This window comes from Flavobacterium sp. HBTb2-11-1, from assembly GCF_009826975.1.
Classification (GTDB): domain Bacteria; phylum Bacteroidota; class Bacteroidia; order Flavobacteriales; family Flavobacteriaceae; genus Flavobacterium.
The window spans coordinates 419,638-443,653 of the sequence record NZ_WUMO01000001.1; the positions used below are offsets into that span (position 1 = coordinate 419,638).

18 protein-coding genes and 1 tRNA gene are annotated in these 24,016 nt (G+C 33.8%); 14 read left to right on the forward strand and 5 right to left on the reverse strand.

All coding sequences use genetic code 11. The features are described from left to right. Positions 1-3 precede the first annotated feature (3 nt). The 3 genes from GR162_RS01940 to GR162_RS01950 all read left to right on the forward strand — a co-directional run bounded on the left by GR162_RS01940 (position 4) and on the right by GR162_RS01950 (position 5,404). Positions 4-1,611 carry a RagB/SusD family nutrient uptake outer membrane protein gene (locus GR162_RS01940; RefSeq protein ID WP_160780790.1) on the forward strand — a complete coding sequence of 536 codons (1,608 nt, stop codon included), beginning with the start codon at positions 4-6 and terminating at the stop codon, positions 1,609-1,611. Between the two features lie 24 nt (positions 1,612-1,635). Further along, the gene (locus GR162_RS01945) at positions 1,636-2,451 is read left to right on the forward strand and encodes a SusE domain-containing protein (RefSeq protein ID WP_066032944.1); all 816 of its coding nucleotides are present in this window, start codon (positions 1,636-1,638) and stop codon (positions 2,449-2,451) included. Between the two features lie 79 nt (positions 2,452-2,530). Beyond that, complete coding sequence (locus GR162_RS01950; RefSeq protein WP_160780791.1) at positions 2,531-5,404, forward strand: alpha-amylase family glycosyl hydrolase; 2,874 nt, start codon at positions 2,531-2,533, stop codon at positions 5,402-5,404. A gap of 140 nt (positions 5,405-5,544) precedes the next feature. Here the strand turns inward: GR162_RS01950 and GR162_RS01955 are convergent, their stop codons facing one another. The 3 genes from GR162_RS01955 to GR162_RS01965 all read right to left on the reverse strand — a co-directional run bounded on the left by GR162_RS01955 (position 5,545) and on the right by GR162_RS01965 (position 7,738). Then, on the reverse strand, positions 5,545-5,778 hold the full coding sequence (locus GR162_RS01955) for a DUF6814 family protein (RefSeq protein ID WP_008466457.1): 234 nt from the start codon (positions 5,776-5,778) through the stop codon (positions 5,545-5,547). Between the two features lie 13 nt (positions 5,779-5,791). Continuing rightward, positions 5,792-7,285 (reverse strand): MFS transporter, encoded by a 1,494-nt coding sequence (locus tag GR162_RS01960; RefSeq protein ID WP_160780792.1) that lies wholly within the window; start codon positions 7,283-7,285, stop codon positions 5,792-5,794. Positions 7,286-7,665: 380 nt separating this feature from the next. Beyond that, a tRNA-Phe gene (locus tag GR162_RS01965) sits at positions 7,666-7,738 on the reverse strand. 99 nt (positions 7,739-7,837) lie between these two features. Between GR162_RS01965 and GR162_RS01970 the strand changes: the two genes are divergently transcribed. The 6 genes from GR162_RS01970 (at position 7,838) to GR162_RS01995 (ending at position 14,782) form a co-directional block, all read left to right on the forward strand. Continuing rightward, positions 7,838-8,572 (forward strand): type III pantothenate kinase, encoded by a 735-nt coding sequence (locus GR162_RS01970; protein ID WP_160780793.1) that lies wholly within the window; start codon positions 7,838-7,840, stop codon positions 8,570-8,572. Beyond that, entirely contained in the window at positions 8,565-9,794 is a 1,230-nt protein-coding gene (locus GR162_RS01975) for a hypothetical protein (RefSeq protein ID WP_160780794.1), read from the forward strand. The genes GR162_RS01970 and GR162_RS01975 overlap by 8 nt, the downstream gene beginning before the upstream one ends. Before the next feature lie 51 nt (positions 9,795-9,845). Continuing rightward, complete coding sequence (gene lptC / locus GR162_RS01980; RefSeq protein ID WP_008466465.1) at positions 9,846-10,403, forward strand: LPS export ABC transporter periplasmic protein LptC; 558 nt, start codon at positions 9,846-9,848, stop codon at positions 10,401-10,403. Between the two features lie 202 nt (positions 10,404-10,605). Then, entirely contained in the window at positions 10,606-11,862 is a 1,257-nt protein-coding gene (locus GR162_RS01985; RefSeq protein ID WP_066032940.1) for a hemolysin family protein, read from the forward strand. Positions 11,863-11,969: 107 nt separating this feature from the next. Then, positions 11,970-14,069 carry a peptidylprolyl isomerase gene (locus GR162_RS01990; RefSeq protein ID WP_160780795.1) on the forward strand — a complete coding sequence of 700 codons (2,100 nt, stop codon included), beginning with the start codon at positions 11,970-11,972 and terminating at the stop codon, positions 14,067-14,069. A gap of 269 nt (positions 14,070-14,338) precedes the next feature. Continuing rightward, positions 14,339-14,782: a hypothetical protein gene (locus GR162_RS01995; RefSeq protein ID WP_160780796.1), complete on the forward strand. Its 444-nt coding sequence runs from the start codon at positions 14,339-14,341 to the stop codon at positions 14,780-14,782. Positions 14,783-14,793: 11 nt separating this feature from the next. On the opposite strand, the gene GR162_RS02000 is transcribed toward GR162_RS01995, so the two are convergent. Together GR162_RS02000 and GR162_RS02005 are read right to left on the reverse strand one after the other, a co-directional pair. Continuing rightward, the gene (locus GR162_RS02000; protein WP_160780797.1) at positions 14,794-15,702 is read right to left on the reverse strand and encodes a GYDIA family GHMP kinase; all 909 of its coding nucleotides are present in this window, start codon (positions 15,700-15,702) and stop codon (positions 14,794-14,796) included. A 79-nt stretch (positions 15,703-15,781) separates the two neighbouring features. Beyond that, the gene (locus GR162_RS02005) at positions 15,782-17,104 is read right to left on the reverse strand and encodes a hydroxymethylglutaryl-CoA reductase, degradative (RefSeq protein WP_160780798.1); all 1,323 of its coding nucleotides are present in this window, start codon (positions 17,102-17,104) and stop codon (positions 15,782-15,784) included. Positions 17,105-17,284: 180 nt separating this feature from the next. On the opposite strand from GR162_RS02005, the gene GR162_RS02010 reads away from it, so the two are divergent. The 5 genes from GR162_RS02010 to GR162_RS02030 all read left to right on the forward strand — a co-directional run bounded on the left by GR162_RS02010 (position 17,285) and on the right by GR162_RS02030 (position 23,840). Further along, positions 17,285-19,456 (forward strand): S9 family peptidase, encoded by a 2,172-nt coding sequence (locus GR162_RS02010; RefSeq protein WP_160780799.1) that lies wholly within the window; start codon positions 17,285-17,287, stop codon positions 19,454-19,456. A gap of 34 nt (positions 19,457-19,490) precedes the next feature. After that, a complete protein-coding gene (locus GR162_RS02015; RefSeq protein WP_008466475.1) occupies positions 19,491-21,167 on the forward strand; it encodes a peptide MFS transporter in 1,677 nt (558 codons plus the stop codon). 5 nt (positions 21,168-21,172) lie between these two features. Further along, positions 21,173-22,657 (forward strand): peptide MFS transporter, encoded by a 1,485-nt coding sequence (locus GR162_RS02020; protein WP_066032935.1) that lies wholly within the window; start codon positions 21,173-21,175, stop codon positions 22,655-22,657. Between the two features lie 47 nt (positions 22,658-22,704). Beyond that, positions 22,705-23,172, forward strand: a complete 468-nt coding sequence (locus GR162_RS02025; RefSeq protein ID WP_008466477.1) for a thioredoxin family protein — start codon at positions 22,705-22,707, stop codon at positions 23,170-23,172. Between the two features lie 215 nt (positions 23,173-23,387). Beyond that, on the forward strand, positions 23,388-23,840 hold the full coding sequence (locus GR162_RS02030; RefSeq protein ID WP_008466479.1) for a hypothetical protein: 453 nt from the start codon (positions 23,388-23,390) through the stop codon (positions 23,838-23,840). The last annotated feature ends 176 nt before the right edge of the window (positions 23,841-24,016 follow it).

A 24,016-nucleotide genomic window follows, 5' to 3' on the forward strand; every position in this document is an offset into this window, starting at 1 on the left:
AAAATGAAAATATCATTTAAATATATATCTTATTTTTTCCTACTTGTTTTAGGATTGAATATGACGCTTACGTCATGTACGGACGATTTGAATGTTACTCCGACTGATGATGATGAGTTTTTGTCAGAGCAATTCTTTCAGGATCCAGCATCATATAAACAAGTTTTAGCGAAATTATATGCAGGTCTTTATGTAGGAGGAAATGATGGTGATGGTCAGCCAGATATCTCTGGAATTGGAGGAGATTTCAGCAGTTATTTGCGTTTGCTTTTTGTGACACAAGAATTCACTACAGACGAGGCTATTATTGCATGGGCAGATGGAACATTGCCTACATTAAATTCTCAAACATGGTCTCCTGCAAATGAATTTTTGGCAGGAACATATTCGAGAGCATTCTATGAAATTAGTGTTGCCAATGAGTTTTTGAGACAAACAACAGAAGAAAAGCTAAATGCAAGAGGAGTTGATGCAAGCTTAAAAGCTGATATCGCTAAATTTAGAGCTGAAGCTCGTTTTTTAAGAGCTTTTTCTTATGTTAATTTAATGGATTTGTTCGGAAATGTGCCAATTACAACAGAAGCAGATCCTGTAGGATTCTTTTATCCAGTACAAAAAACAAGAGCTGAAGTTTTCGCTTTTGTTGAAGCTGAATTAAAAGATCTAGACAATAGTTTAGTAGCTTCAAGAACAAATGAATATGGAAGAGTTGATAAAACTGCAGCTAAATTTTTATTAGCTCAAATCTATCTAAACTCTAAAGTTTATACTGGGACAGACAGATTCAATGATGCTGGAACTTTATGTGCTGATATTATTAATAATTCAGGATATACATTTGCAAATGTTCCTTATAGCTACTTATTCTCTGCCGATAATGATGTAAACGGAGCTCAAAATGAATTTATTTTTCCAGTTATAAGTGATGGTAATGCTATCAGAGCGACAGGGGGAGGAATGAGTTTTATTCTTCATGCATCTATTGGAGGTAGTATGGATGCTTCTTCAAGAGGTATGGATGGTGGATGGCAGGGAATCAGAACACGCAGAGAGTTTGTAAATATTTTCCCTGATGAAACTGCAACTGGAGATAAAAGAGGAACTTTTTATACAAATGGGCAATCAAAAGATATTAATAATGTTGGAACATTTACTGATGGTTATGCGGTAACGAAATATATTAATAAAAAGTCTGACGGATCTGCTGCACAAAGAAACGATATTCCTGATACAGATTTTCCAATGTTCAGATTGTCTGATGTTTACTTGATGTATGCTGAAGCAGCTGTAAGAGGAGCCTCATCTGCTAATATAGGAACAGCAGTTGGTTATATTAATCAGCTTCGTACAAGAGCAAATGCTGCAAATATTACTGCATCTCAATTAAATCTTGATTTTATTTTGGATGAAAGAGGAAGAGAATTGTTCTGGGAATGTCATAGAAGAACGGATTTAATTCGTTTTGGTAAATTCACAGGAGGATCAAAAATTTGGCAATGGAAAGGTGGTTCTATAAACGGAATTGCAACTGAATCTTATAGAGATTTAATGCCAATCCCTTCTAGAATTATACAGGCAAACCCAACTTTAAAACAAAATCCAGGATACTAACTAACCTTATAAAAAATATTAAAAATGAAAAATATATATAAAATTTTAATTGCTTTCATCGGTGTTTTAGCAGTTTCATGTAATGCTGATGATGTAGAAGACAGACCAGTAATCGAAGCAGCAACAGCTCCTGTTCTGTTGAACCCTAAATCTGATTTTACGATCGTTCTTTCAAAAGAGACTGAAAATGAGGTTGCAACAACTGTTGTGTGGGATAATGCTGCATATACTGGAATGCAAACTGTAGTAAATTATACTGTTGAGATAGCTAAAGCAGGAACAAAATTTGCAGCCCCTATCACTGTAACAAATACAACAGAAAAATTTGTAGCCTTAACGGTGTCTGAATTAAATTCAGCATTAGTAAATGGTGGTTTTGTTGAGAAAGAGGCAAATAAAGTTGATATTCGTATCAAAGCTGTTGTTGGTGCTTCAGGACTTCCTCAATATTCTAACTTTTATACAATTACAGCTACGCCATATCACGTGCCATTAGCAAGTTCTCACTGGTTAGTTGGCGCGGCTACTCCAGGAGGTTGGACATGGGCTGGTGATGCTGAAACTGAATTCCCATTAGTAGTTGGCACAACAAATGTTTATAAAGTAACTATTGTTCTTAAAAGTGGGGAAGCTTTTAGAGAATTCTTAGGTAATAACTTTACAAGCGATGGTAACTGGGATCAAAGCCATAATTATACTTATTATTCAAACTTAGGTTATACAATAGATGACGAATTGGTAAATGCTGGTGATGGCGATAGTAACTTCAAATATACTGGACCAACTGGACCAAGAGTTTTAACTATTGACAATGGTGCGAAAAAAATAACATTAGACTAAAGTTTAAATGTAATTATAAAAAGGGCTATCTCCAGATAGCCCTTTTTTAATCTAACTAACCACACAAAACCACGAGATTATGAGAAAAATTTTACTATCAATATTTTTATTGATGGCAGTAACCGTTTTTGCCCAGCCTCAAACAGTTACTTATTCAATAAATCCCTCCACTTTTGAAGAAACAACTTCGATTACTATTTCAATCGCGGGTGCAAGCATTAATGAAGGTGCTTGGAGCGTTACAGGCAATGCTTTATATCTTTGGTCATGGTCGTATGATGTAAATGATACTAATCAATCGGATAGTCCTTCCAACGGGACTTGGACTTCATCCAACGAAGCAAGTAAATTTACCTATAACGCAGGAACTGATACTTATACTAAAACAATTACACCTGCTACATATTTTGCAAGAAACGGAATAGGACGAATTGGTTTTTTGGTTAAGGCTAAAGACGGAACAGGAGATAAAAAATCGCAAGATATTTTGGTTGAAGTAGGTTCTTTTCAGGTAACATTGACTTCTCCGGTTGAAAATAGCACTTCGATCATCAATTCTGGTTCCAATTTTACTATTAGTGCAACAAACACGGGAGGAGCTGGAAGTTATACATTAAAAGCTAACGGAGCAATTATAAATACAAACGCTAGCACTTCAAGTTATTCGTATACACATACCAATATCACGAGCAATCAAAGTTATGAGCTTATTGCAGCCCAAGGCGCAACTACAGTTTCTAAGAAATTTGCAGTAGTTGTAAACCCAAACACTGTTTCTGAGGCGATGCCCGCAGGTTTGGTTGACGGGATTAATTACAATGCTTCAGACGCTACTAAAGCGACTTTGGTATTAGATGCGCCTTTAAAAGATTTTGTTTATGTTGCGGGAAGTTTTAACAATTGGCAGCCTACATCAGCTTATGCCATGAAAAAAGATCCATCTTCGGGAAAATTTTGGTTGGAAATAACTGGCTTGGTTTCGGGGCAAAACAATATGTATCAATATTGGGTTGTCGATACAACGCCACTTGCGAATTCGCCAGCAATGGTAAAAACAGCAGATCCGTATTCTACTTTAGTGTTATCTCCTTACGATGATCCTTCAATTCCTGCTTCAAAATATCCAAATATGCCAGTTTATCCGACAGGACAAAATTTTGAGGTTACAGTCTTAAAAACAGGACAGACTCCTTACAATTGGCAGGTAACAAATTTTGAAAAACCAGCAAAAGAGAAATTAGTAGTCTATGAGGTTTTGGTTCGCGATTTTGATGCATCAAGAAGTTATCAAAGCTTAATTGAACGAATAGATTATTTTAAAAATCTAAAAATTAATGCCATCGAATTAATGCCGGTAATGGAATTTGAAGGAAATGAAAGTTGGGGTTATAATACTTCATTTCATATGGCTTTAGATAAGTTTTACGGAACGTCAGATAAATTAAAAGAGTTTATTGATTTATGCCATCAAAACGGAATTGCTGTAATCCTCGACGTAGCTTTAAATCATGCTTTCGGAAGAAATCCGATGGTAAGAATGTGGATGAATGATCCTGATGGAGATGGTTTTGGTTCGCCAACTGCAGAAAATCCATATTTCAATACAGTAGCAAAACATAGTTATAGCGTTGGTGAAGATTTTAATCATCAATCTTTAAAAACACAGTATTATGTAAATCGTGTTATCAAACAATGGATTGAAGAATATAAAATTGATGGTTTCCGTTGGGATTTAACCAAAGGATTTACGCAATCATGTACGTCAAGCGATAATGCTTGTACTGATTCCTATCAACAGGATCGTGTTGATATTCTGAAAAAATATGCTGATTTTTCTTGGGCAATAGATCCGACGAATTATACTATTTTTGAGCACTTAGGGTCTGATGCTGAAGAACAGCAATGGGCAAATTACAGAGTAACTGAGGCACCGAGTAAAGGTGTGATGATGTGGGGGAAAATGACAAAAGAGTATAATCAATTGTCTATGGGATATGCTTCTGAAAGTAATATTTTCAGAATGAATAGTGCAAACCGCGGATTTGCTGCCAATCGTTTAATGGGTTATGCAGAAAGTCATGACGAAGAACGTCTGATGTATAAAAATGTGCAATATGGTGCTTCAAATGGAAGTTACAATGTAAAAACATTAAATACGGCACTGTCTAGAATGTCTGCTATTGGAGCAGTTTCTTTGCTGATTCCAGGACCAAAAATGATTTGGCATTTTGGAGAATTAGGAATGGATGATTCTATTTTTAGCTGTAATAACGGAACTGTAAATGATGAATCGTCAACTACTCCAGGAGATTGTAAATTAGATACAAAACCACAGCCTCAATGGACAGAAAATTGGTTGGGCGATGCTAATCGAAACAAGATTTACAACGATTGGGCTAAGATGATTACCCTTAAAAAAACAGAACCAGTATTTTTAGGAACAGCAACAATGGCCAACGCGACTACTTTACTAGTAAATATCAAAATTACAAATAGCAATTTGACTTCTGCTCAACTTAAAGATGTTGTGATTTTGGCCAATTTTGATACAACTGCACAAAATATGATTCCAGGATTTCAATATACTGGAGCGTGGTACAACTTAATGGATAATTCAACGATTAACGTTACCGATGTAAACGCTCCAATAAGTTTGGCTCCAGGAGAATATCGAATTTATGGCAATAAACAGGCAAATTTGGCAATAGAAGATTTTGAAAAAGGAAATCAAGTTAGTTTATACCCAAATCCTGTTGCCGATTATTTTACTTTAGGTTTTAAAGCCTCAAAAGTAGATATCTATTCTATTACAGGGCAATTAGTAAAAACATTTAATACAAACGGAAATGCAGAATATCAATTCTCAGTAAGCAGTTTAGCTTCTGGGTTGTATCTCGTAAAGACGTTTGATGAGAATAATAAAGTTCGCGTTGTGAAGTTTATTAAAAATTAGGTTTAGTTAGTAATGAAAAAGGGCTGTCTAGAAATGGACAGCCTTTTTTGCTTAAAGTAGTTTTTTGTAATATAAATATGTTTTTCGAGGTGATTAAATAAGTCGATGGAGTTCTATGATTTAACCGTAATTGTTTTTACTTATTTTTTCTTTTTAGGATCATTATACTCCCCAATTAAAGAATAATATCCAAATGTTCCTAAGCCCATAACAATAAGCGGCGTTAGTATAAATAGAATAATTGCACCAAATACCAAATCGTCTTGTTGGTCTGAAAGAAGTTTTGGCAAACCAAATTCAAATACACAAAAATAGGCAGCCGCCGCAGCCAAAGCAATCCATAACGCCCCTAAAACTTGTTTAATCGCATTCATTTTTTTTTAAATTTTAAAGGTGAGTAATTTTGTTTTTGTTTTCAATATAAATCATTCCAATAACAAAGCAGATTCCAGCAATAATTATAGGATACCATAATCCATCCAAATAAAAATCGGCTTTGCCTGCTGTTTTGGCGTGTGATACAAAGTAAGTTGATATGGCAGGAAGCAATCCGCCAAAAATTCCATTTCCAACATGATAAGGAAGTGACATAGAAGTATATCTGATTTTAGTTGGAAACATTTCGACTAAAAATGCCGCAATCGGACCGTAAACCATGGTTACAAATAATACTTGAATAAAAACTAGGAAAGTCAATGTCCATTTATCGCTTGAATTGATTACTATTGATACGTTAGTTTGAGTGTCTTTTTTGTCCAGATACGTTTTTTTCTCCACAACGGATGTTCCGTCTGTGTATTTTTTTTCCGTAATTGTAATAGAGCTTCCGTTGGTCTTGTTTTCAGTTGTAATTCTTGGAGTTTCAAGGATCTCCGTTTTCTTGCTTATATCCGTTGTGTCATACATCATCTTATAAATTGGTCTATAAGAAAAAATAGCCAGCAGCATTCCCAGCATCATAATGTATTTGCGTCCGACTTTATCGCTCAACCATCCAAAAACAATAAAAAATGGAGTTCCAATTAAAAGCGCAATTCCTAATAATTCATCAACTTGCGAAGAATCAATATTCATCACCGTTTTCATGAAACTCATTGCATAGAATTGTCCAGTGTACCAAACAACGCCTTGTCCCATTGTGGCTCCAAATAATGCTAAAAGAACAAATTTTAAATTGTATCGGTTTCCAAAACTTTCTTTCAACGGATTTGTACTTGTTGTTCCCTCTTTTTTAGCTTTCGCGAAAACGGGAGATTCATCCATGTTTTTTCTAATCAAGTAAGAAACTCCAACCATAGCAATCGAAACCCAGAAAGGAACGCGCCATCCCCATAAATCAAAAGCTTCTGCAGAGAGCACACTTTTCGTGGCCAGAATAACCATTAGCGAAATAAATAAACCAACAGTCGCAGTAGTCTGAATCCAAGAAGTCCAGTATCCTTTTTCTCCCGCGGGTGCATGTTCGGCGACATAAGTGGCAGCGCCGCCATATTCACCCCCAAGAGCAAGACCTTGAAGCAGGCGTAAGATCAAAACTAATAAAGGGGCTAGAAAACCAATCGTTTCGTAACTCGGAATGCAGCCTATTAAAAAGGTTGAACCGCCCATTAATAATAAGGTAGCCATAAAAGTATATTTACGTCCAATAATATCACCAAGCCTTCCAAAGAACAAAGCTCCAAATGGACGGACTACAAATCCAGCGGCAAATGTGGCTAGAGTAGATAGAAACGCTGCGGTTGGATTGTCGCTAGGGAAAAATTTTGTAGAAATAACAACAGCAAGACTGCCAAAAATGTAAAAATCGTACCATTCAATCATGGTGCCCATAGAAGAGGCCGAAATAACTTTCCAAATACCTTTAGTAGAAGTTTTGCTCATAAAGCTGATTTGAGTTCTTATTAATGATTCAGATGTTGAAATACAGTTTTACGAATATATAAGATTATTTTTTATTCAGTCAATACTTTTTTAACAAAAAGTGTTTATTTGTTGACATTCGATTTTACCGCAAAGGCGCAAAGAAGAAACGCAAAGGTTCGCAAGTTTTAATGCTTGTATTTTTTCTCTCGCAGATCTAGCGGATTTAAAAAGATTTTTAAGTTATATTATTAAAAAATCTGTGCAAATCTTTCACCAAATTCAAAATCTGCATTATCTGCCAAATCTGCGAGAGAAATAAATTAAAAGCCTTTACGGTTTTAAAAAAAAACAGAAAAGTATAAAAAACAAAAAACCCGAATATTTCTATTCGGGTTTTGTGGTACCTCCAGGGATCGAACCAGGGACACATGGATTTTCAGTCCATTGCTCTACCATCTGAGCTAAGGTACCGTGCTTGTTGCGGGTGCAAATATATAATCATTTTTGGTTTGTGCAAAACATTTTTTAGAAAAAATCAATTCGTATCTTCGCAAAAGCAAAAAAGAAAATATGATTTTAACGGTCGATGTCGGAAACACCAGAATTAAAGCATCTGTCTTTGAGGATAATACTGCTCTCGGAAATTTTGTTTTTGAAAAAAACGAACTCGAAAAAAAAATTGAAAAAATTTTAGAAAAATATCCAAAATGCTCCGATTTGGTCGTTGCTTCAGTCGGAAGTATCGAAAAACAATCATTTTTGTCCTTCGAAAATAAACTTAAAGTTCATTTTTTTACCCACGAAGATGTTTTTCCTTTTCATAATAAATATGCAACACCAAAAACGTTAGGTATAGATAGGATGATTTTGGCAGCTGGTGCGACACTACAATTTCCAAAACAAAACCGTTTGGTTATAGATGCAGGAACTTGCATTACTTACGATTTTATCGACGAAAATGATAATTATTTGGGAGGAGCCATTTCTCCAGGACTTCGTTTGCGATACGAATCACTGCATAATTTTACGGCCAGACTGCCGTTATTAAGCTTAGAAGCGCCGGATTCTTATATAGGAAACTCTACCGCGCAAGCCATACATTCTGGTGTTGTCAATGGTTTCGTCTATGAGATTGACGGTTTTATCGATGAATATCGCAAAGAGTTTTCAAATTTTATCATAATTTTAACGGGAGGCGATGCAGATTTTTTGGCTAAACGATTAAAAAATACCATATTTGCCAATTCAAATTTCCTTCTGGAGAGTTTGAGCCAAACATATCAATATAAAATCGACAATGATTAAAAAAGTAATACTAAGCGCTTGTTTGCTTATATCGTTCGTTTCATTCGCTCAACAAGGTACTGCTTCACCTTATTCTTTTTTCGGAATAGGAGATGTGAGATTCAAGGGAACTCTTGAAAACAGATCTATGGCAGGAGTTGCAGTAGAGCAAGATACGATTCACTTAAATTTAGAAAATCCAGCAAGTTATGCCAGCTTAATTCAAACAACTTTTACAGTTGGAGGAACATTTGCGACTTCAAATTTAAAAACAACTTCTGCATCAGAAAAAGCACAGCGTTCTACTTTTGATTATTTAGCATTAGGAATCCCAATGGGGAAATTTGGTGCTTCATTTGGTTTGATTCCTGTCACTTCAGTAGGATACAAAATTCGTAACGATAATTCTGCAACAGAAGGGGCAACAAGTTCACAGCTTGACGGAAAAGGTGGTGTAAATAAAGTATATTTTGGTTTATCATACAAAATAATGAAAGACTGGAATATTGGGGTAGATGCACAGTATAATTTTGGAAAAATTACCACAACAAGTCTAGAAGCGATTACTGGAGTCCAAAACGGAACAGCAGAGGTAAATACTTCTGAGCTTTCTGGTACGGCATTTAGTTTTGGAACGATGTATCAGAAAAAAATATACAAAAAGGTTAGTATGTTTTCTAGTTTAAGTTACACTTTCTCAAGCAACCTGAATTCAGATAATACCAGAGTTATTTCGGTTCAAGGAGATCCAGATCCTTATGTGGTTCCAACAGAATCAACAAAATTAAAACTGCCAAATAAATTAAGTATTGGATTAGGAGTTGGTGAGGCTAGAAAATGGCTTGTGGGGGCAAATATGACTTTTCAAGGAGACGGACAATTGGCAAATTATTACAATGCTGCTGATAACGTAAGATACGAAAGCTATTCTAAATATGCTCTTGGAGGATACTATCTTCCTAATTATTCTTCTTTTACAAGTTATATGAGCAGAATTACATATAGAGCAGGTTTGAAATATGAAAAAATTGGTTTGATCGTAAATAATGAATCAATTAAAGATGTCGGAATGTCATTGGGAGCAGGGATTCCAATTCCGGGATCATTTTCAAATGTAAACTTAGGAATTGAATTTGGTAAACGAGGTACAACTTCTGCAGATTTAGTGCAAGAGAATTACGTTAATTTCAGTGTGAGTTTCTCTTTCAACGACAAATGGTTCGTGAAGAGCAAATACCAATAATCAAAACATATTATCTTTTAGAAGCTCATTACAATTTACTACATTTGGCAAATGAATTTACCAAAAAGATATAGTCTCGTAGCTGTCACAGTTTTTGCTGTGACACTATTTTTTGGATGCGAAAGTAATTTTAAAGAAGTTCAGAAAATTAACTTCTCAGAATTTGTTCCTGCCAGCGATGCCGATACTGTAAATATTAAATATACAGACTCTGGACGCATTACAGGCGTTTTGATAAGTCCGAAAATGCTAGATTATTCAAATCTTGATTTTCCTTTTACAGAATTTCCTAAAGGGATTGATGTTACCTTATACGATAAAAAGCAGAAACGTACCTTTATAAGAGGAAATTATGCAGTTTCGTATAAAAATACAGGAATCATTGATCTGATAGGAAAAGTGAAAATCACTTCAGAAGCTGGACAGGTTTTAGAAACAGAACAATTGTATTTCGACCAGAAAAACGAATGGTTTTACACGGAAAGAAAATTTAAATTGACCGATACAAAAGGAGTTTCCCATGGTCAGGGAATAGATTTTAGCAAAGATTTTAAAGTGATTAATTCGCAACGAATAAGTGGTGAAATTGAATCAAACGAAGAATTATAATATTATGGGTTATTTAAAATATACACAATACGTTTACATCCTTTTTGCAGTTTTCTTTACTTATGATGGTATCGTAAAACTAAATGAGGGTGATGAGAGCTATCCTTTATATTTTGTGATTGCAGGGATGGCTGTTTTTATGTTTTTCTTTAGAAGAAGATTTCTTAACAGGCATAACGACAGAAACAAAAAACAATAAAAAATGGAAATTAGTATTATAATAATCTGTTTAATACTAGCCGCCTTTTTTTCTGGGATGGAAATTGCTTTTACATCCGCCAACAAAATTTATCTCGAAATTGAAAAGAAACAAGACGATTTTTTGTCTCGAATCTTAACAAAACTGACCGAAAATCCATCTAAGTTTATTGCGGCCATGCTTATTGGCAATAATGTGGCTTTGGTGATTTACGGTTTTTTTATGGGCGATCTGATTTTAGGTTGGATGGCTTATTTTGGTCTATTTTTCTCTAATTGGTGGAATATTCTTATCCAAACACTACTTGCAGCATTTGTAGTTTTGCTGACTTCAGAATTTTTTCCGAAGGTATTTTTTCAGATTTATGCCAATTCTTTAATTAAAATTCTGGCGCTTCCCGCTTATTTATTTTACCGGTTATTCTATTACATCTCTACATTTTTTATTTGGATCGCAGATTTTGTGCTAAGTAAATTTTTTAGGACGGAAGGAAATCAAATCCATTTGTTTAGCCGTATCGAGCTGGGAAATTATATTACAGAACAAATGAGTACAGTTGAAGAAGATGAAGAGGTGGACTCTGAAATCCAGATTTTTCAGAATGCTTTAGAATTTTCAAATGTAAAGGCGCGCGATATTATGACGCCTCGAACAGAAATTGTAGATATAGATTTGTTTGATACAGTCGAAGATCTGAAGGCTTTGTTTATAGAAACAGGATATTCTAAAATTATTATTAGCCAAAATTCATTAGACGACATTGTAGGCTATGTTCATTCCTTTGATCTGTTTAAAAAACCATCAACGATAAAATCGGTTTTGATGACTGTCGAATTTGTTCCTGAAACAATTTTGATCAAAGATGTATTGAATTTATTGATCAAAAAACGAAAAAACGTTGCAGTAGTTTTGGATGAATATGGAGGAACTTCTGGAATTGTTACCATTGAAGATATTGTAGAAGAACTTTTTGGCGAAATCGAAGACGAGCATGATTTAGACGAAGAATTAATTGAAGAAGAAATAGAAGAGGGCAAATATTTGTTTTCAACCCGATTGGATGTTGAATACTTGAATGAAACCTATAAATTGATGATTCCCGAAGAAGATTCGTATGGCACATTAGGAGGATTCATTGTCAATCATACTAAAGAAATCCCACAAAAAGGGGATAAGATTGTAATAGATAAGTTTCATTTTTCTATTGTAGAGGCTTCAAATAAGAAAATAGAACTAGTCAAATTGACAATTAAAGAGTGATTTTTTAAATTAATGAAAAAAAATGTTGAAAATAAAACGCTAGTTGTATTGTTATTAACTAGATAATTGTATTTTCGCAAACTGAATATAAAATTAACGATAATAAAATGGCAGTTTTAGCAAAAATTAGACAGCGTTCCGCTTTATTGATAGGAGTTATTGCACTTGCATTATTTGCATTTATAATACAAGATCTATTCACAAGAGGAACATTTGGTCAAAGTTCAAAAGATGTAGGAAGCATCGATGGAAAAGATATTTCATTTGAAGACTTTAGAGTTAAAGTTAGTAATGTTGAAAAAAGTGGGCAAGGTATAACTTCCACTGAAGCTGCAAACAGAGTTTGGGATCAAGAAGTTTCAATCGCTTTATTGTCATCGCAATTTGATAAATTAGGATTGAGAGTTGGTGAAAAACACATTTTAGAGGTTTTAAAATCAGATCCAAATATTGGTAAAAACCCAATGTTCTTAAACGCAGCAGGAATTTTTGATGTTGTTAAGTTCAAAGATTATTTTAAATCAAACCCAGAAGCAGCACAATATATTGCTCAAAAAGAGAAAGATGCTGAATTGAACGCAAAATTTCAAATCTATAATACTTTAATTAAATCAGGCCTTTACACAACTGCTAGTGAAGGAAAATTAAAGTATGAAATGGAAACTAACAAAGTAAGTTTTGCTTTTGCAGCTGCTCCTTATTCTTCTATTAAAGATAGTGAAGTAAAAATCTCTGACGACGAGATTGTTGCTTACATGAAGAAAAACGAGAAAAAATTCAAAGCAGATGCAACTCGCGAGATTCAATACGTTTTAGTTGAAGACAAAGCTTCTAAAGAAGATGAGGCTGAAATTAAAGCTAAATTAACTGCATTATTATCAGGAAGTGTTGTTTATAACGCAAAAACTGGTAAAAATGACACATTGCCAGGATTTAAAAACGCTACAAACATTGCTGAATTTGTAAATGCAAATTCTGATGTTCCTTACGATTCTACTTATGTTCCTAAAAATGCATTGCCAGCTGTTGATGCTGACAAATTATTCAGCTTGCCTGCTGGAGCAATCTACGGACCATATGTTTACGGAAGATACTATGCAATTTCTAAATCTCAAGGATTTAAAGCTGGTGTTAATGCAAAAGCTAGTCATATCTTAATTGGTTACGAAGGATCTCAAACTCCAAACCCAAAAGAAAAAAGAACTAAAGAAGAAGCTAAAGCTAAAGCTGAAGAAATTTTAGCACAAGTACAGGCTAATCCTGATAGTTTTATGATGTTGGCTTTTACAAGTTCTGATGATTCATCTGCACAGCAAGGTGGTGACTTAGGATATTTTGGGCCAAACCAAATGGTAAAACCTTTCAATGATTTTGTATTCAGCAACGGAATTGGTAAAGTTGGTTTAGTAGAAACTCCTTTCGGATTTCACATTATCAAAATTACAGATAAACAAGACGGAATTCGTTTAGCTACAATTGCTCAAAAAATTGAGCCTTCAGAAGCTACTTCTGATAAAGTATTTACATTGGCAACTAAATTTGAAATGGATGCTGCTGATAAAGACTTCAACGCTGCTGCTAAAGAATTAGGATTAAAAGTGGCTCAGCCAGTTAATGCAAAAGCTATGGATGAAGCGTTTGGACCATTAGGAAACCAACGTAACATTGTAAGATGGGCTTTTGACAAAGAAACAGATAAAGGAGACGTTAAACGTTTTGAAATTGCAAACGTAGGACACGTTATTGCACAATATAAAGGTGAAAACAAATCTGGTTTAGTTTCTGTTGATATGGCAAGGCCTTATGTAGAGCCTATCTTGAAAAATAAGAAAAAAGCAGAATTGTTAAAAGCTAAAATGCAAGGTTCAAGCCTTGAAGCTATTGCTAAAGCTGCAGGAGTTGCTGTTCAGCAAGCTACTGATGTAACTCTTGATAATCCAGTTCTTCCTGGTGGAGTTGGGCAAGAGCCAAGAGTTGTAGGTAATGCATTTGCTTTAACTGCAAACAAAATTTCTGCTCCAATTGAAGGAAACACAGGTGTTTATGTAGTTAAAAACATCAAAACTGTAAAAGCTCCTGCAATTGCTAATCATGCAGCATATGTAGAGAAAGTAAAAGCTCAAAGCGCATCTGATGTGAATAGAGTATTGCCAGCCTTGAAAAACAATGCTAAAATTGAAGATAACAGATTACAATTTAATTACTAATTAAAAAGTACTTCATCTCATATAAAACCCGAAACGCTTTAAGTGTTTCGGGTTTTTCTTTTTTTAGAAATCAGCAATTCTGTTTTGTAAATTTTTACTGTTAATTTTCTGAAAGTATATAGGAATTATCGAAATTTAATTTAAAAAACTTGTGATATTCAAATTATTACAGTTAATTTGCTCGATTTTTAATTTTAACATATTTTTGGCTTTTGCCACACAATAAAATAAATTATCCAAAAAACAAAAGCTTAATAATAAATCATTTAATGTTTTTTACTTTTAAATTTTTTAGAAAAAAGCCAAGAGTATATACCAAAATAGAAAGTCATATCTATGGTATTATTACAGAGCTTTTAAAAGTGAGCAGCACCGACATCAATGTTGATGAATTGGGTGGAAAGTATTATTTGAGTAACGAAGAACAGCATTTTAAAGTTACTATTTTGAGCAATGATTATGTAATCAGGCTAACCAATACACATGATTCTGTAGCTGAAAAATATGATAAGGTTTTTGTTGAAGATGTGCTAAAAGCCGTAAAAGAAGAAAAACACAGACGGATGGAAGTGGTTTACGATTCGATTACCAATAGCATCGAAAAAATGGCAGAGCGCTTGCACAATAGACTTATAGAGTCAAATGAGCAGGAAAGCAAATCGGTTCGTCGTTTGGAGACAAAACATGTTAAAACTAAAAAAGCAAATTATTAGTTGTAATTGCTTTATAGAATCATTTCTTCATAAGTCAAAATTGTCTCATATCCTTTATTAAAGAAATATTCTTTCGGATTTTCTTTAGAAACCACCAGAATAAAATCTCCGCCCCAAGCTCCAAGACTTTTAATTACGCCGTTGAAATCTGGAAAAACTGCCTCTTTTATAGTCTGCATTTCTAAAACATTGCTCAGATGAATTTCGTGTTTTTGTACCGCAGCAGCAAATTCTTTTAATGTTTTGGCATGAAGTATTGCGTTTGTGATTTTATTATTTTGCGCAACACTTTCTGATAAATGGCTATTTTTATGATTGTTGTATGAATAGATAGCAGATTTACTGTTTTGTTTTTTATTTAGATAAACAAAATAAAGATGCTCTTTAAAATCTGGATTAAATTCTACTTGCTGTACAAAATTATCTTTTATTCGGTATAAAACAGGAGTGTTGTTTTGTGCGCATGCAATATCGTAACCGCTTCCGCCAAAACTGTTTTTAAGTAAAGTATAGGCGTTAATTCCAGCCCATTGTGCAATGTTATTGATAAGAGTAGAAGAAGTTCCTAATCCCCAGTTTCTTGGAAAACTTAAGTGTGTGCTTACTATATATCCGTTGGCATTATCAATAAATTTTGGATTTAAAATATAAGCTTCATGCAGAATATTGACCAGTGTTGATTTTACGGTATCAATTTGCGGATCTGAACCTTTTATAACTTCATCGAACGAGATTGTTTCCTCAAACCATAAATGTTTGTCGTAATCATAACTTTTCCATTCGATCTGCTTGTTGTCTGAATCTTCAATGACCAAATCTTGGCCAAATTTTGTAGGCAATGCAAAAGCATCTGCTCCGTCTAAAACGAGATATTCACCAGCGATAAAAAGTTTTCCGTTACTATAAAAGGTTGTTGACATACTATTTATTATTGGAAAATTCCAATTTTCTAAAATTCCAAATCCCAAAATTGGAATTTGGAATTTAAAATTTGGAATTTTATTTATTTTGTTTTCTTAAATTCTCAATAAATTCTACCACAGCGCTATGAGAAACGGCTGTTTTTTTGAAGTGCGTTTTAATTAAATGACGCTCTTCATCGGTAGCTTCAAATTGATTGATAATATTATTAAGGTGCATTTTCATATGTCCTTCCTGAATTCCTGTTGTGGTTAAGGAGCGTAATGCAGCAAAATTTTGTGCCAATCCTGCCACGGCTACGATTTCCATTAATTCTGAGGCAGAAGGTTTTTCTAAAATTTCAAGACACAATTTTACTAAAGGATGCAAAGAGGTTAAACCTCCAACAGTACCAACGGCTAAAGGAATTTCAAGCCAAAAAGTAAAAATTCCGTTTTCAATTTTGGCATGTGATAAACTTGCGTATTGTCCATTTTTGGCAGCATAAGCATGTACGCCAGCTTCTACAGCTCTAAAATCATTTCCTGTTGCCAAAATAACAGCATCTACACCATTCATAATGCCTTTATTATGTGTAACCGCTCTAAAAGGTTCGACTTTTGCGATCTGCACAGCTTGAACAAAACGTTCTGCAAATTCTTGCGGATTGGTAATATGTTTTTCTGCTAAATCTTCTATTGGGCAAGAAACTTCGGCTCTAACAAGGCAGTGCGGTACATAGTTAGAGAGAATGCTCATAATAACTTCCAGCTTTTCACCATTTTGGCATAAGTCAAAATTCTGAGCTTCTTCTTTTAAAGTAGAAGCAAATTGCTCTAAGCAAGAATTGATAAAATTGGCTCCCATGCTGTCTTTGGTTTCAAAAGTAGCATGAAGCTGGTAGTAATTTTCTAGTAAACTTCTTTTGTCTTTTAATTTAATATCAAGAATTCCGCCACCACGCTGCTGCATATTTTTGGTTATGCTTTGCGTTTCTGAGAAGAATTTAGGTTTTATCTGTTCAAAAAAGTTGTTCAGTTTTTCTGCATCTCCGCTATAAGTAAAATGAACCTGGCCAATTTTTTCGGTATTGATTATAGTGGCTTTAAATCCTCCTCTAGTGGACCAGTATTTTGCTGCTTTAGAAGCCGCTGCAACCACAGAGCTTTCTTCAATTGCCATCGGAATGGTTTTGTATTTTCCGTTGATCAAAAAGTTAGGAGCGACTCCAAGCGGGATATAAAGATTTGTGATCGTATTTTCTATAAATTCATCATGAAGCTGCTGAAGCTTTTCGTCTGAATTCCAGTAATTTCTTATAATATTTTGTGCCTCTTCTGGATTTGAAAAGTATTCATTTGCAATCCAGTCAATTTTTTCTTTTTTGGATAATTTAGAAAATCCGGCAACAGCGTTGTTCATTCTCAATGTATTAAATAATATTGTTGCGGCAAAGATACTATTTTAAGAGTTTTGATTGCAATCTATTTCAGACATGAGAGTGCGCAATCGTTATTTTTTTTAACATTTAACACTTAAAATGTGTATTATGTTTATTTTTTTTACTAAAATTGGGCTCTTTTTATATTTAAAATAATTCTAATGAATACAAGTAAATTTACTGCAGTATTTTTATTTTTAACTGCGGTTGTTTTTGGACAGCAGAAAATAACTGTCGAAAATGTTTTTAGCGGTACTTTCCGGGCTAAAGGAATGGATGAACTGCAATCGCTGAAAAATACAAATCAATATACTGTTTTAAATGTTGACCAGGCGAGCAGAAGTATGCAGATTGATTTATACGATTTTGCAACCCTGAAAAAAGTATCGAATCTTATTGATACTAAAAACTATAAAGAACTTGTCGACGGAATTGATAGCTATACCTTTGATGCTTCTGAAAAAAAGATCTTAATTGCTTGTAATTCTTCTAAAATCTTCCGTCACTCCTTTACTGCTGATTACTACCTTTACGATATCGCAGCAAAATCTCTGATTAAACTTGTTGATTTCCAAATTCAAGAGCCAACTTTCTCACCTGATGGAACTAAAATCGCTTATGCAAGAGAAAACAACTTGTATGTGTACGATGTAGCTTCAAAAAAATCTACGGCGATTACAACAGACGGAAAGAAAAATGCGGTTATAAATGGTATTACTGATTGGGTTTACGAAGAAGAATTTGCTTTTGTGCGTGCATTCGACTGGAGTAAAGACAGTAAAAAAGTAGCGTATATTCGTTTTGACGAAAGCCAAGTTCCTGAGTTTTCAATGTCAATCTTCCATAAAGATTTATACCCTAAAATTGAAACTTTTAAATATCCTAAAGCAGGTGAAAAAAACTCAGAAGTTTCATTGCATATCTATGATGTTGCTGCTGGAGCAACTAAAAAAGTAGATTTAGGAAAATATAATGATTTCTACATTGCGAGAATGCAATGGACAAATGATGCAAATGTACTTTCTGCACAGATTTTAAACCGTCATCAAGATAATTTAGATTTATTGTTTGTTGATGGTAATACAGCGACTGCAAAAGTAGTTTTAAATGAAAAAGATAAAGCTTACGTTGATATTACTGATAACTTGACTTTCTTAAAAGATAACAGTTTTATCTGGACAAGCGAAAAAGATGGTTTTAATCATATTTATGTGTATGATAAAAACGGAAAACTTAAAAATCAAGTTACAAAAGGAAACTGGGAAGTTGTTTCATACTACGGTTTCGACGAAAAAACAAAAACTATTTTCTACCAATCTACAGAAAATGGTTCTATCAACAGAGATCTTTACAGAATTGGTTTAGATGGAAAAAATAAAGTGCGTTTGTCTTCAAAAACAGGAACAAGTGCAGCGACTTTCAGTCCGAATTTCCAATATTTTATTACAACTTTCTCAAGTAATACACAGCCTACAACTTATACTTTAAACGAGGCTAAAACAGGAAAAGAAATTCAGGTTATCGAAAATAATCAGGCGCTTGCTGATAAATTGAAAGCGTATGATCTTCCTTCAAAAGAATACTTTGTTTTAAAAACAGCTAAAGGAAACGAATTGAATGCATGGATTTTAAAACCAAAAGATTTTGATCCTTCAAAAAAATATCCTGTTTTCATGTTCCAATACTCTGGTCCAGGATCTCAACAAGTAGCTAATCAGTGGAATAATTCTAATGATTACTGGTTCGCTTCATTAACTCAGCAAGGTTACATCGTAGCTTGTGTTGACGGAAGAGGAACAGGTTACAAAGGAGCCGATTTCAAAAAAGTAACTCAAAAAGAATTAGGAAAATACGAAGTTGAAGACCAGATTGATGCGGCAAAAGTAATAGGTGCTTATCCTTATGTGGATGCTTCAAGAATTGGAATCTTCGGATGGAGCTATGGTGGATTTATGGCTTCGAACTGTATTTTCCAAGGAAACGATGTTTTCAAAATGGCAATTGCTGTTGCACCAGTTACAAACTGGAGATTTTATGACAGTGTTTACACAGAAAGATATATGCAGACTCCGCAGGAAAATGCAAGCGGATACGATCAAAACTCTCCTATAAATCACGTTGATAAATTGAAAGGAAAGTTCTTATTGATTCATGGTTCTGCAGATGACAATGTTCATGTTCAGAATACAATGCAGATGATAGAAGCTTTAATTCAGGCAAATAAACAATTTGATTCTCAAATTTATCCAGATAAAGATCATGGTATTTATGGCGGAAAAACGAGAGTTCAGCTATATACCAAAATGACCAACTTTATTAAAGAAAATTTATAATCTAAAAACATTAAACCTAATTAAATAGAATAGTATGGGAGAAACTCAAGTAAAAACAGCGCATCCAAAAGGTCTTTGGGTATTATTTGGAACGGAGATGTGGGAGCGATTCAATTTTTATGGAATGCGCGCTTTATTGACCTTATTTCTTGTGAATTCATTATTGATGAAGGAAGAAGAAGCATCATTAATTTATGGAGGTTTTCTTGGACTTTGTTATTTGACACCAATGTTGGGCGGTTTTGTTGCTGACCGTTACTTAGGAAACAGAAATTGTATCCTATTAGGAGGATTATTAATGGCGATAGGGCAAATGCTTTTGTTTACCAGCGGAAGTGTTTTCGAATCTAATTTAGGCTTGGCAAAAATCATTATGTACTCCGCGTTAGGAGTAATTGTTTTTGGTAACGGATTCTTTAAACCAAATATTTCTAGTATGGTTGGAAGTTTGTATCCAAAACAAGAGAAAACAAAACTTGATAGTGCTTTTACTATTTTCTATATGGGAATTAACATTGGAGCATTTTTAGGTCAGTCTATCTGTCCTTTATTAGGAGATGTTAAAGATGCAGGAGGAATTAGAGATATCCATGCTTTCAGATGGGGATTCATGGCGGCTTCTGTGGCTATGTTATTAGGTACAATTCTTTTTTACTTCTTAAAAAATAAATATGTGGTTTCTCCAGAAGGAAAACCATTAGGAGGGCTTCCTTCTAAAAATGATGCTTCGGATTTTGAAGAAGGAGAAGCGCAAAAAGCAAACTTTTCTACAAAAGCTCTTATTGGTGCAGGAATTGCATTTGTTGCTTTAGGATTCTTTTTCCATTACGTTGTAGGTCAGAACTTGATTTACACTTTGATTTATTCAAGTGGTTTGGCTTTAGCAGGATTAATCATTTCTGACACCTCTTTAACTAAAGTTGAAAGAGATAGAATTATTGTAATTTATATCGTTTCGTTCTTTATTATTTTCTTTTGGGCGGCATTTGAGCAAGCAGGTTCATCTTTAACTTTTATTGCAGATAACCAAACAGACAGACATTTCTTTGGCTGGGCAATGCCGCCATCGATGGTTCAAATTTTTAACGGAATGTTTGTTGTGGTTTTAGCAGTTCCTTTCAGTGTTCTTTGGGATACTTTAAGAGCTAAAGGAAAAGAGCCAATTTCTCCAGTAAAATTAGCAGCGGGATTAGTAATCATCTCTATCAGTTTCTTTATGATTGCAACTCAGGTTTCTTATATCGGAACTTCAGGGCTTTTATTAGTTAAATGGCTTATCTTATTATATTTCTTAAATACATGTGCTGAATTGTGTTTATCTCCAATTGGTTTATCATTGGTAGGTAAATTATCTCCAAAACGTTTTGCATCATTATTATATGGAGTATTCTTTTTGTCTAATGCGTCTGGATATGCGTTAGGAGGAACTTTAGGTTCTATTTTACCAGCAACTGGTGATAAATTTGCAAAAGCAAAAGAACTTGGAATAGATCTTCAGGCAGTTTTAGATAAAAAAATAACGCTTTCAGCAGACCAATTGGCTTTGTTGGATCATCATCAGATTAGTGCACAAAATCCAATATTTGCAGGATTTGAAATCCATAATTTATATGAATTTTTTATGGTATTTGTTGTCTTGACTGGTATTGCAGCGATTTTATTGTTTGCTTTAACACCACTATTGAAGAAATTAATGCACGGTGTTAGATAATTAGAATGGAAAACAATATTACTTTAGAAGAAATTCAAAATTTTAAAGGCAAGTACCCAAAGCAATTGTGGTACTTGTTTTTGGTTGAAATGTGGGAACGTTTCTGTTTCTACGGAATGAGAGGGGTTTTAGCAGTTTTCATGGTAGATCAATTAGGTTTGGTTGAAGGGAAAGCAAATTTGCAATATGGGGCGATTCAGGCTTTTGTATATGCATTTACTTTTATCGGTGGAATTTTTGCTGATAAAATTTTAGGGTTTAAAAAATCACTTCTTTTTGGAGGAATCGTGATGATTTTGGGGAATTTGCTTATTGCGGCAAATCCACATGATTTCTTTTATTACGGAATAACACTTTCTATTATTGGAACCGGTTTTTTTAAACCAAACGTTTCTTCAATGGTAGGAGAATTGTATCATGAGAGCGACGGCCGTCGTGACGCAGGTTACGGACTGTTTTATGCAGGAATTAATATTGGAGGAATGCTTGGAGGGGCGATTCCTATTTATTTAGGGAAAAACTATTCTTGGAGTCTTTGCTTCCTTTCTGCAGCAATTGTTATGATAATTGGAGTTGTAACTTTTCTTTTAACGAAAAAGCACTTAGCGCCGATTGGAAATTCCCCATTAGAAAATCAGACATCTAAAAAACGTAATCTTTCTGAAATAGCCGTTTATGTAGGTTCTTTTGCTGTAATTCCATTAGTGTATATAATGGTTATTAATTCTGATTTTACAGAGTATTTTATGTATACAATCGGGGTTCTGGCATTGGGATATTTTTTGTATGAATTGATAATGATAAAAGAGAGAAAGCAACAACTTAAGTTTTTTGCTGCCTTTATCTTTATTTTTGCATATTTTATGTTTATGGCAATCTCTGAACAGTCAGGAGGTTCATTGTCGTTATTTGCGAAAGATAATTTGACCAATAAATTATTGTTCTTTAATATCGATCCGAATGTGGTAAATAATAGTATAAATTCATTGTATGTTATTATTTTTAGTCCATTATTAGGATTTTTGTGGATCTATATGTCTAAACGAAAAATAGAGCCTAATACCGTTATTAAATTTGGTTTGTCATTTATTTTATTAGCGGCAGGGTTCTTTATTTTTTATGCTGCTCGATATTTTGTAAACCAAGACGGATTAAGTTCGTTGGATGTATTTGCTTTAGGATATCTTTTGTATACACTAGGGGAATTATGTATTGGTCCAATCGGAATGTCTGTGATAACAAAATTATCGCCTAAAAGATTGTTCGGAATGATGATGGGATTATGGTTTCTTTCAAGTGCATTTGGCCAATTTGCTGCAGGAAAATTAGGAGCTGAAATGTCTGATGCCAACACTGGAACTACATTAATGTCTAAACTTATTGCTTACACGGATGGATATTATCAATTAGCTTTATATGCACTTGTTGCTGGGATTGCATTTATTGTGCTAACTCCGTTGATTAGAAAATTAATGCAAGAAGTTAAATAATTATATTGTAATTAGTTTTTGCATAAATTTGTATAAAATTTCTCATTATGAAAAAAATAGTACTTATTGCTTTGTTTTTAATTGGTGCTGCAAATCTTCAGGCACAAGAATTAAAATGGTATACAGATGTTAGAGAAGCAATTACTGTAAGTAATAAAGAACAAAAGCCAATGTTGATGTTTTTTACTGGTAGTGATTGGTGCGGATGGTGTATTCGTTTGCAAAATGAAGTTTTAAAGACAGCAGAATTTAAAAAATGGGCAACAGATAATGTTGTTTTAGTTGAGTTGGATTATCCTAGATCTGTTCCTCAGACACCAGAACTTAAAAGCCAGAATAATGAATTGCAGCAAGCTTTTGGGATTCAAGGTTTTCCAACTATATTCTTTACTAGTGCAGAAACAAAAGATGGTAGAGTTAACTTTAAAGGTCTTGGTAAAACAGGATATGTGGCCGGTGGACCATCAGCTTGGTTAACTGTTGCAGAAGGAATAGTGCATCCGAAGAAAATGTAAATTTTAATTTGAAAAATAATGAAAGGTCTCTTACTCTGTAAGGGACCTTTTTTATTTAGTAGGAAAAACGCTTTGTAAAAGTTGCTTTAAATTGAGTATTTATTATTTTATTGTATGTAAAAAAACACATAATATATTTTTTATATTAATATAATTTGGATAATTAAAATATAATGTTAATTTCGTCTTGCTAATCTAACCAAAAACCAATTTATATGACTAAAAAACTACTTGCCCTAGTGTTTTTTATAGGTTCATTTATGATGCAAGCACAAAATTTAGCATGGAGAACAAACATGACAGATGCTATTGCTATAAGTAATGAACAGAAAAAACCAATGCTGATTTTATTCACTGCCTCAGGTGTAGCAGAAAATCTTCAAAACGAAATCTTTAAAACACCCGATTTTGCTGTTTGGTCACGAGACAATGTGGTCTTAGTAAAATTAGATTTATCTGATATGAACGCTTCAGATAGTGATCGTGAACAGAATGTAAAATTGAAAAATGCATTTGGAGTTCAGGATCTTCCTGAAGTATGTTTTGCAATGGCATCAGTAAGAAAAAACAAAACTACATTTAGCGCTTTAGGAAAAATAGCCTACAAACCTGGAGGAGCGAAAGCTTGGATTGCAGAATCAAATGCAATTTTGCATCCAGTAGAATAGTAAACGATTTCATTCGACTTTTATTTTAATTTTTTTTAGTCCCCTTTCTGTTTTACAGAGAGGGGATTTTTTTTTCTAAATCGAAACAGAGAATTTGATTATTTTTATTAGTGTTTATTTAACATTTATTAAAAAATCAGCCATTTATTGTTAATTTGATTTTAATGCTTATAACT

Coding starts and splice junctions, on each gene's coding strand:
- GR162_RS01950 (WP_160780791.1), top strand. CDS start 2,531: ATGAGAAAAATTTTACTATCAATATTTTTATTGATGGCAGTAACCGTT.
- GR162_RS02030 (WP_008466479.1), top strand. CDS start 23,388: ATGACTAAAAAACTACTTGCCCTAGTGTTTTTTATAGGTTCATTTATG.
- GR162_RS02015 (WP_008466475.1), top strand. CDS start 19,491: ATGGGAGAAACTCAAGTAAAAACAGCGCATCCAAAAGGTCTTTGGGTA.
- GR162_RS01985 (WP_066032940.1), top strand. CDS start 10,606: ATGGAAATTAGTATTATAATAATCTGTTTAATACTAGCCGCCTTTTTT.
- lptC (WP_008466465.1), top strand. CDS start 9,846: ATGAATTTACCAAAAAGATATAGTCTCGTAGCTGTCACAGTTTTTGCT.
- GR162_RS02000 (WP_160780797.1), bottom strand. CDS start 15,702: ATGTCAACAACCTTTTATAGTAACGGAAAACTTTTTATCGCTGGTGAA.
- GR162_RS01945 (WP_066032944.1), top strand. CDS start 1,636: ATGAAAAATATATATAAAATTTTAATTGCTTTCATCGGTGTTTTAGCA.
- GR162_RS01995 (WP_160780796.1), top strand. CDS start 14,339: ATGTTTTTTACTTTTAAATTTTTTAGAAAAAAGCCAAGAGTATATACC.
- GR162_RS02005 (WP_160780798.1), bottom strand. CDS start 17,104: ATGAACAACGCTGTTGCCGGATTTTCTAAATTATCCAAAAAAGAAAAA.
- GR162_RS01955 (WP_008466457.1), bottom strand. CDS start 5,778: ATGAATGCGATTAAACAAGTTTTAGGGGCGTTATGGATTGCTTTGGCT.
- GR162_RS02010 (WP_160780799.1), top strand. CDS start 17,285: ATGAATACAAGTAAATTTACTGCAGTATTTTTATTTTTAACTGCGGTT.
- GR162_RS01975 (WP_160780794.1), top strand. CDS start 8,565: ATGATTAAAAAAGTAATACTAAGCGCTTGTTTGCTTATATCGTTCGTT.
- GR162_RS01940 (WP_160780790.1), top strand. CDS start 4: ATGAAAATATCATTTAAATATATATCTTATTTTTTCCTACTTGTTTTA.
- GR162_RS01970 (WP_160780793.1), top strand. CDS start 7,838: ATGATTTTAACGGTCGATGTCGGAAACACCAGAATTAAAGCATCTGTC.
- GR162_RS02020 (WP_066032935.1), top strand. CDS start 21,173: ATGGAAAACAATATTACTTTAGAAGAAATTCAAAATTTTAAAGGCAAG.
- GR162_RS02025 (WP_008466477.1), top strand. CDS start 22,705: ATGAAAAAAATAGTACTTATTGCTTTGTTTTTAATTGGTGCTGCAAAT.
- GR162_RS01960 (WP_160780792.1), bottom strand. CDS start 7,285: ATGAGCAAAACTTCTACTAAAGGTATTTGGAAAGTTATTTCGGCCTCT.
- GR162_RS01990 (WP_160780795.1), top strand. CDS start 11,970: ATGGCAGTTTTAGCAAAAATTAGACAGCGTTCCGCTTTATTGATAGGA.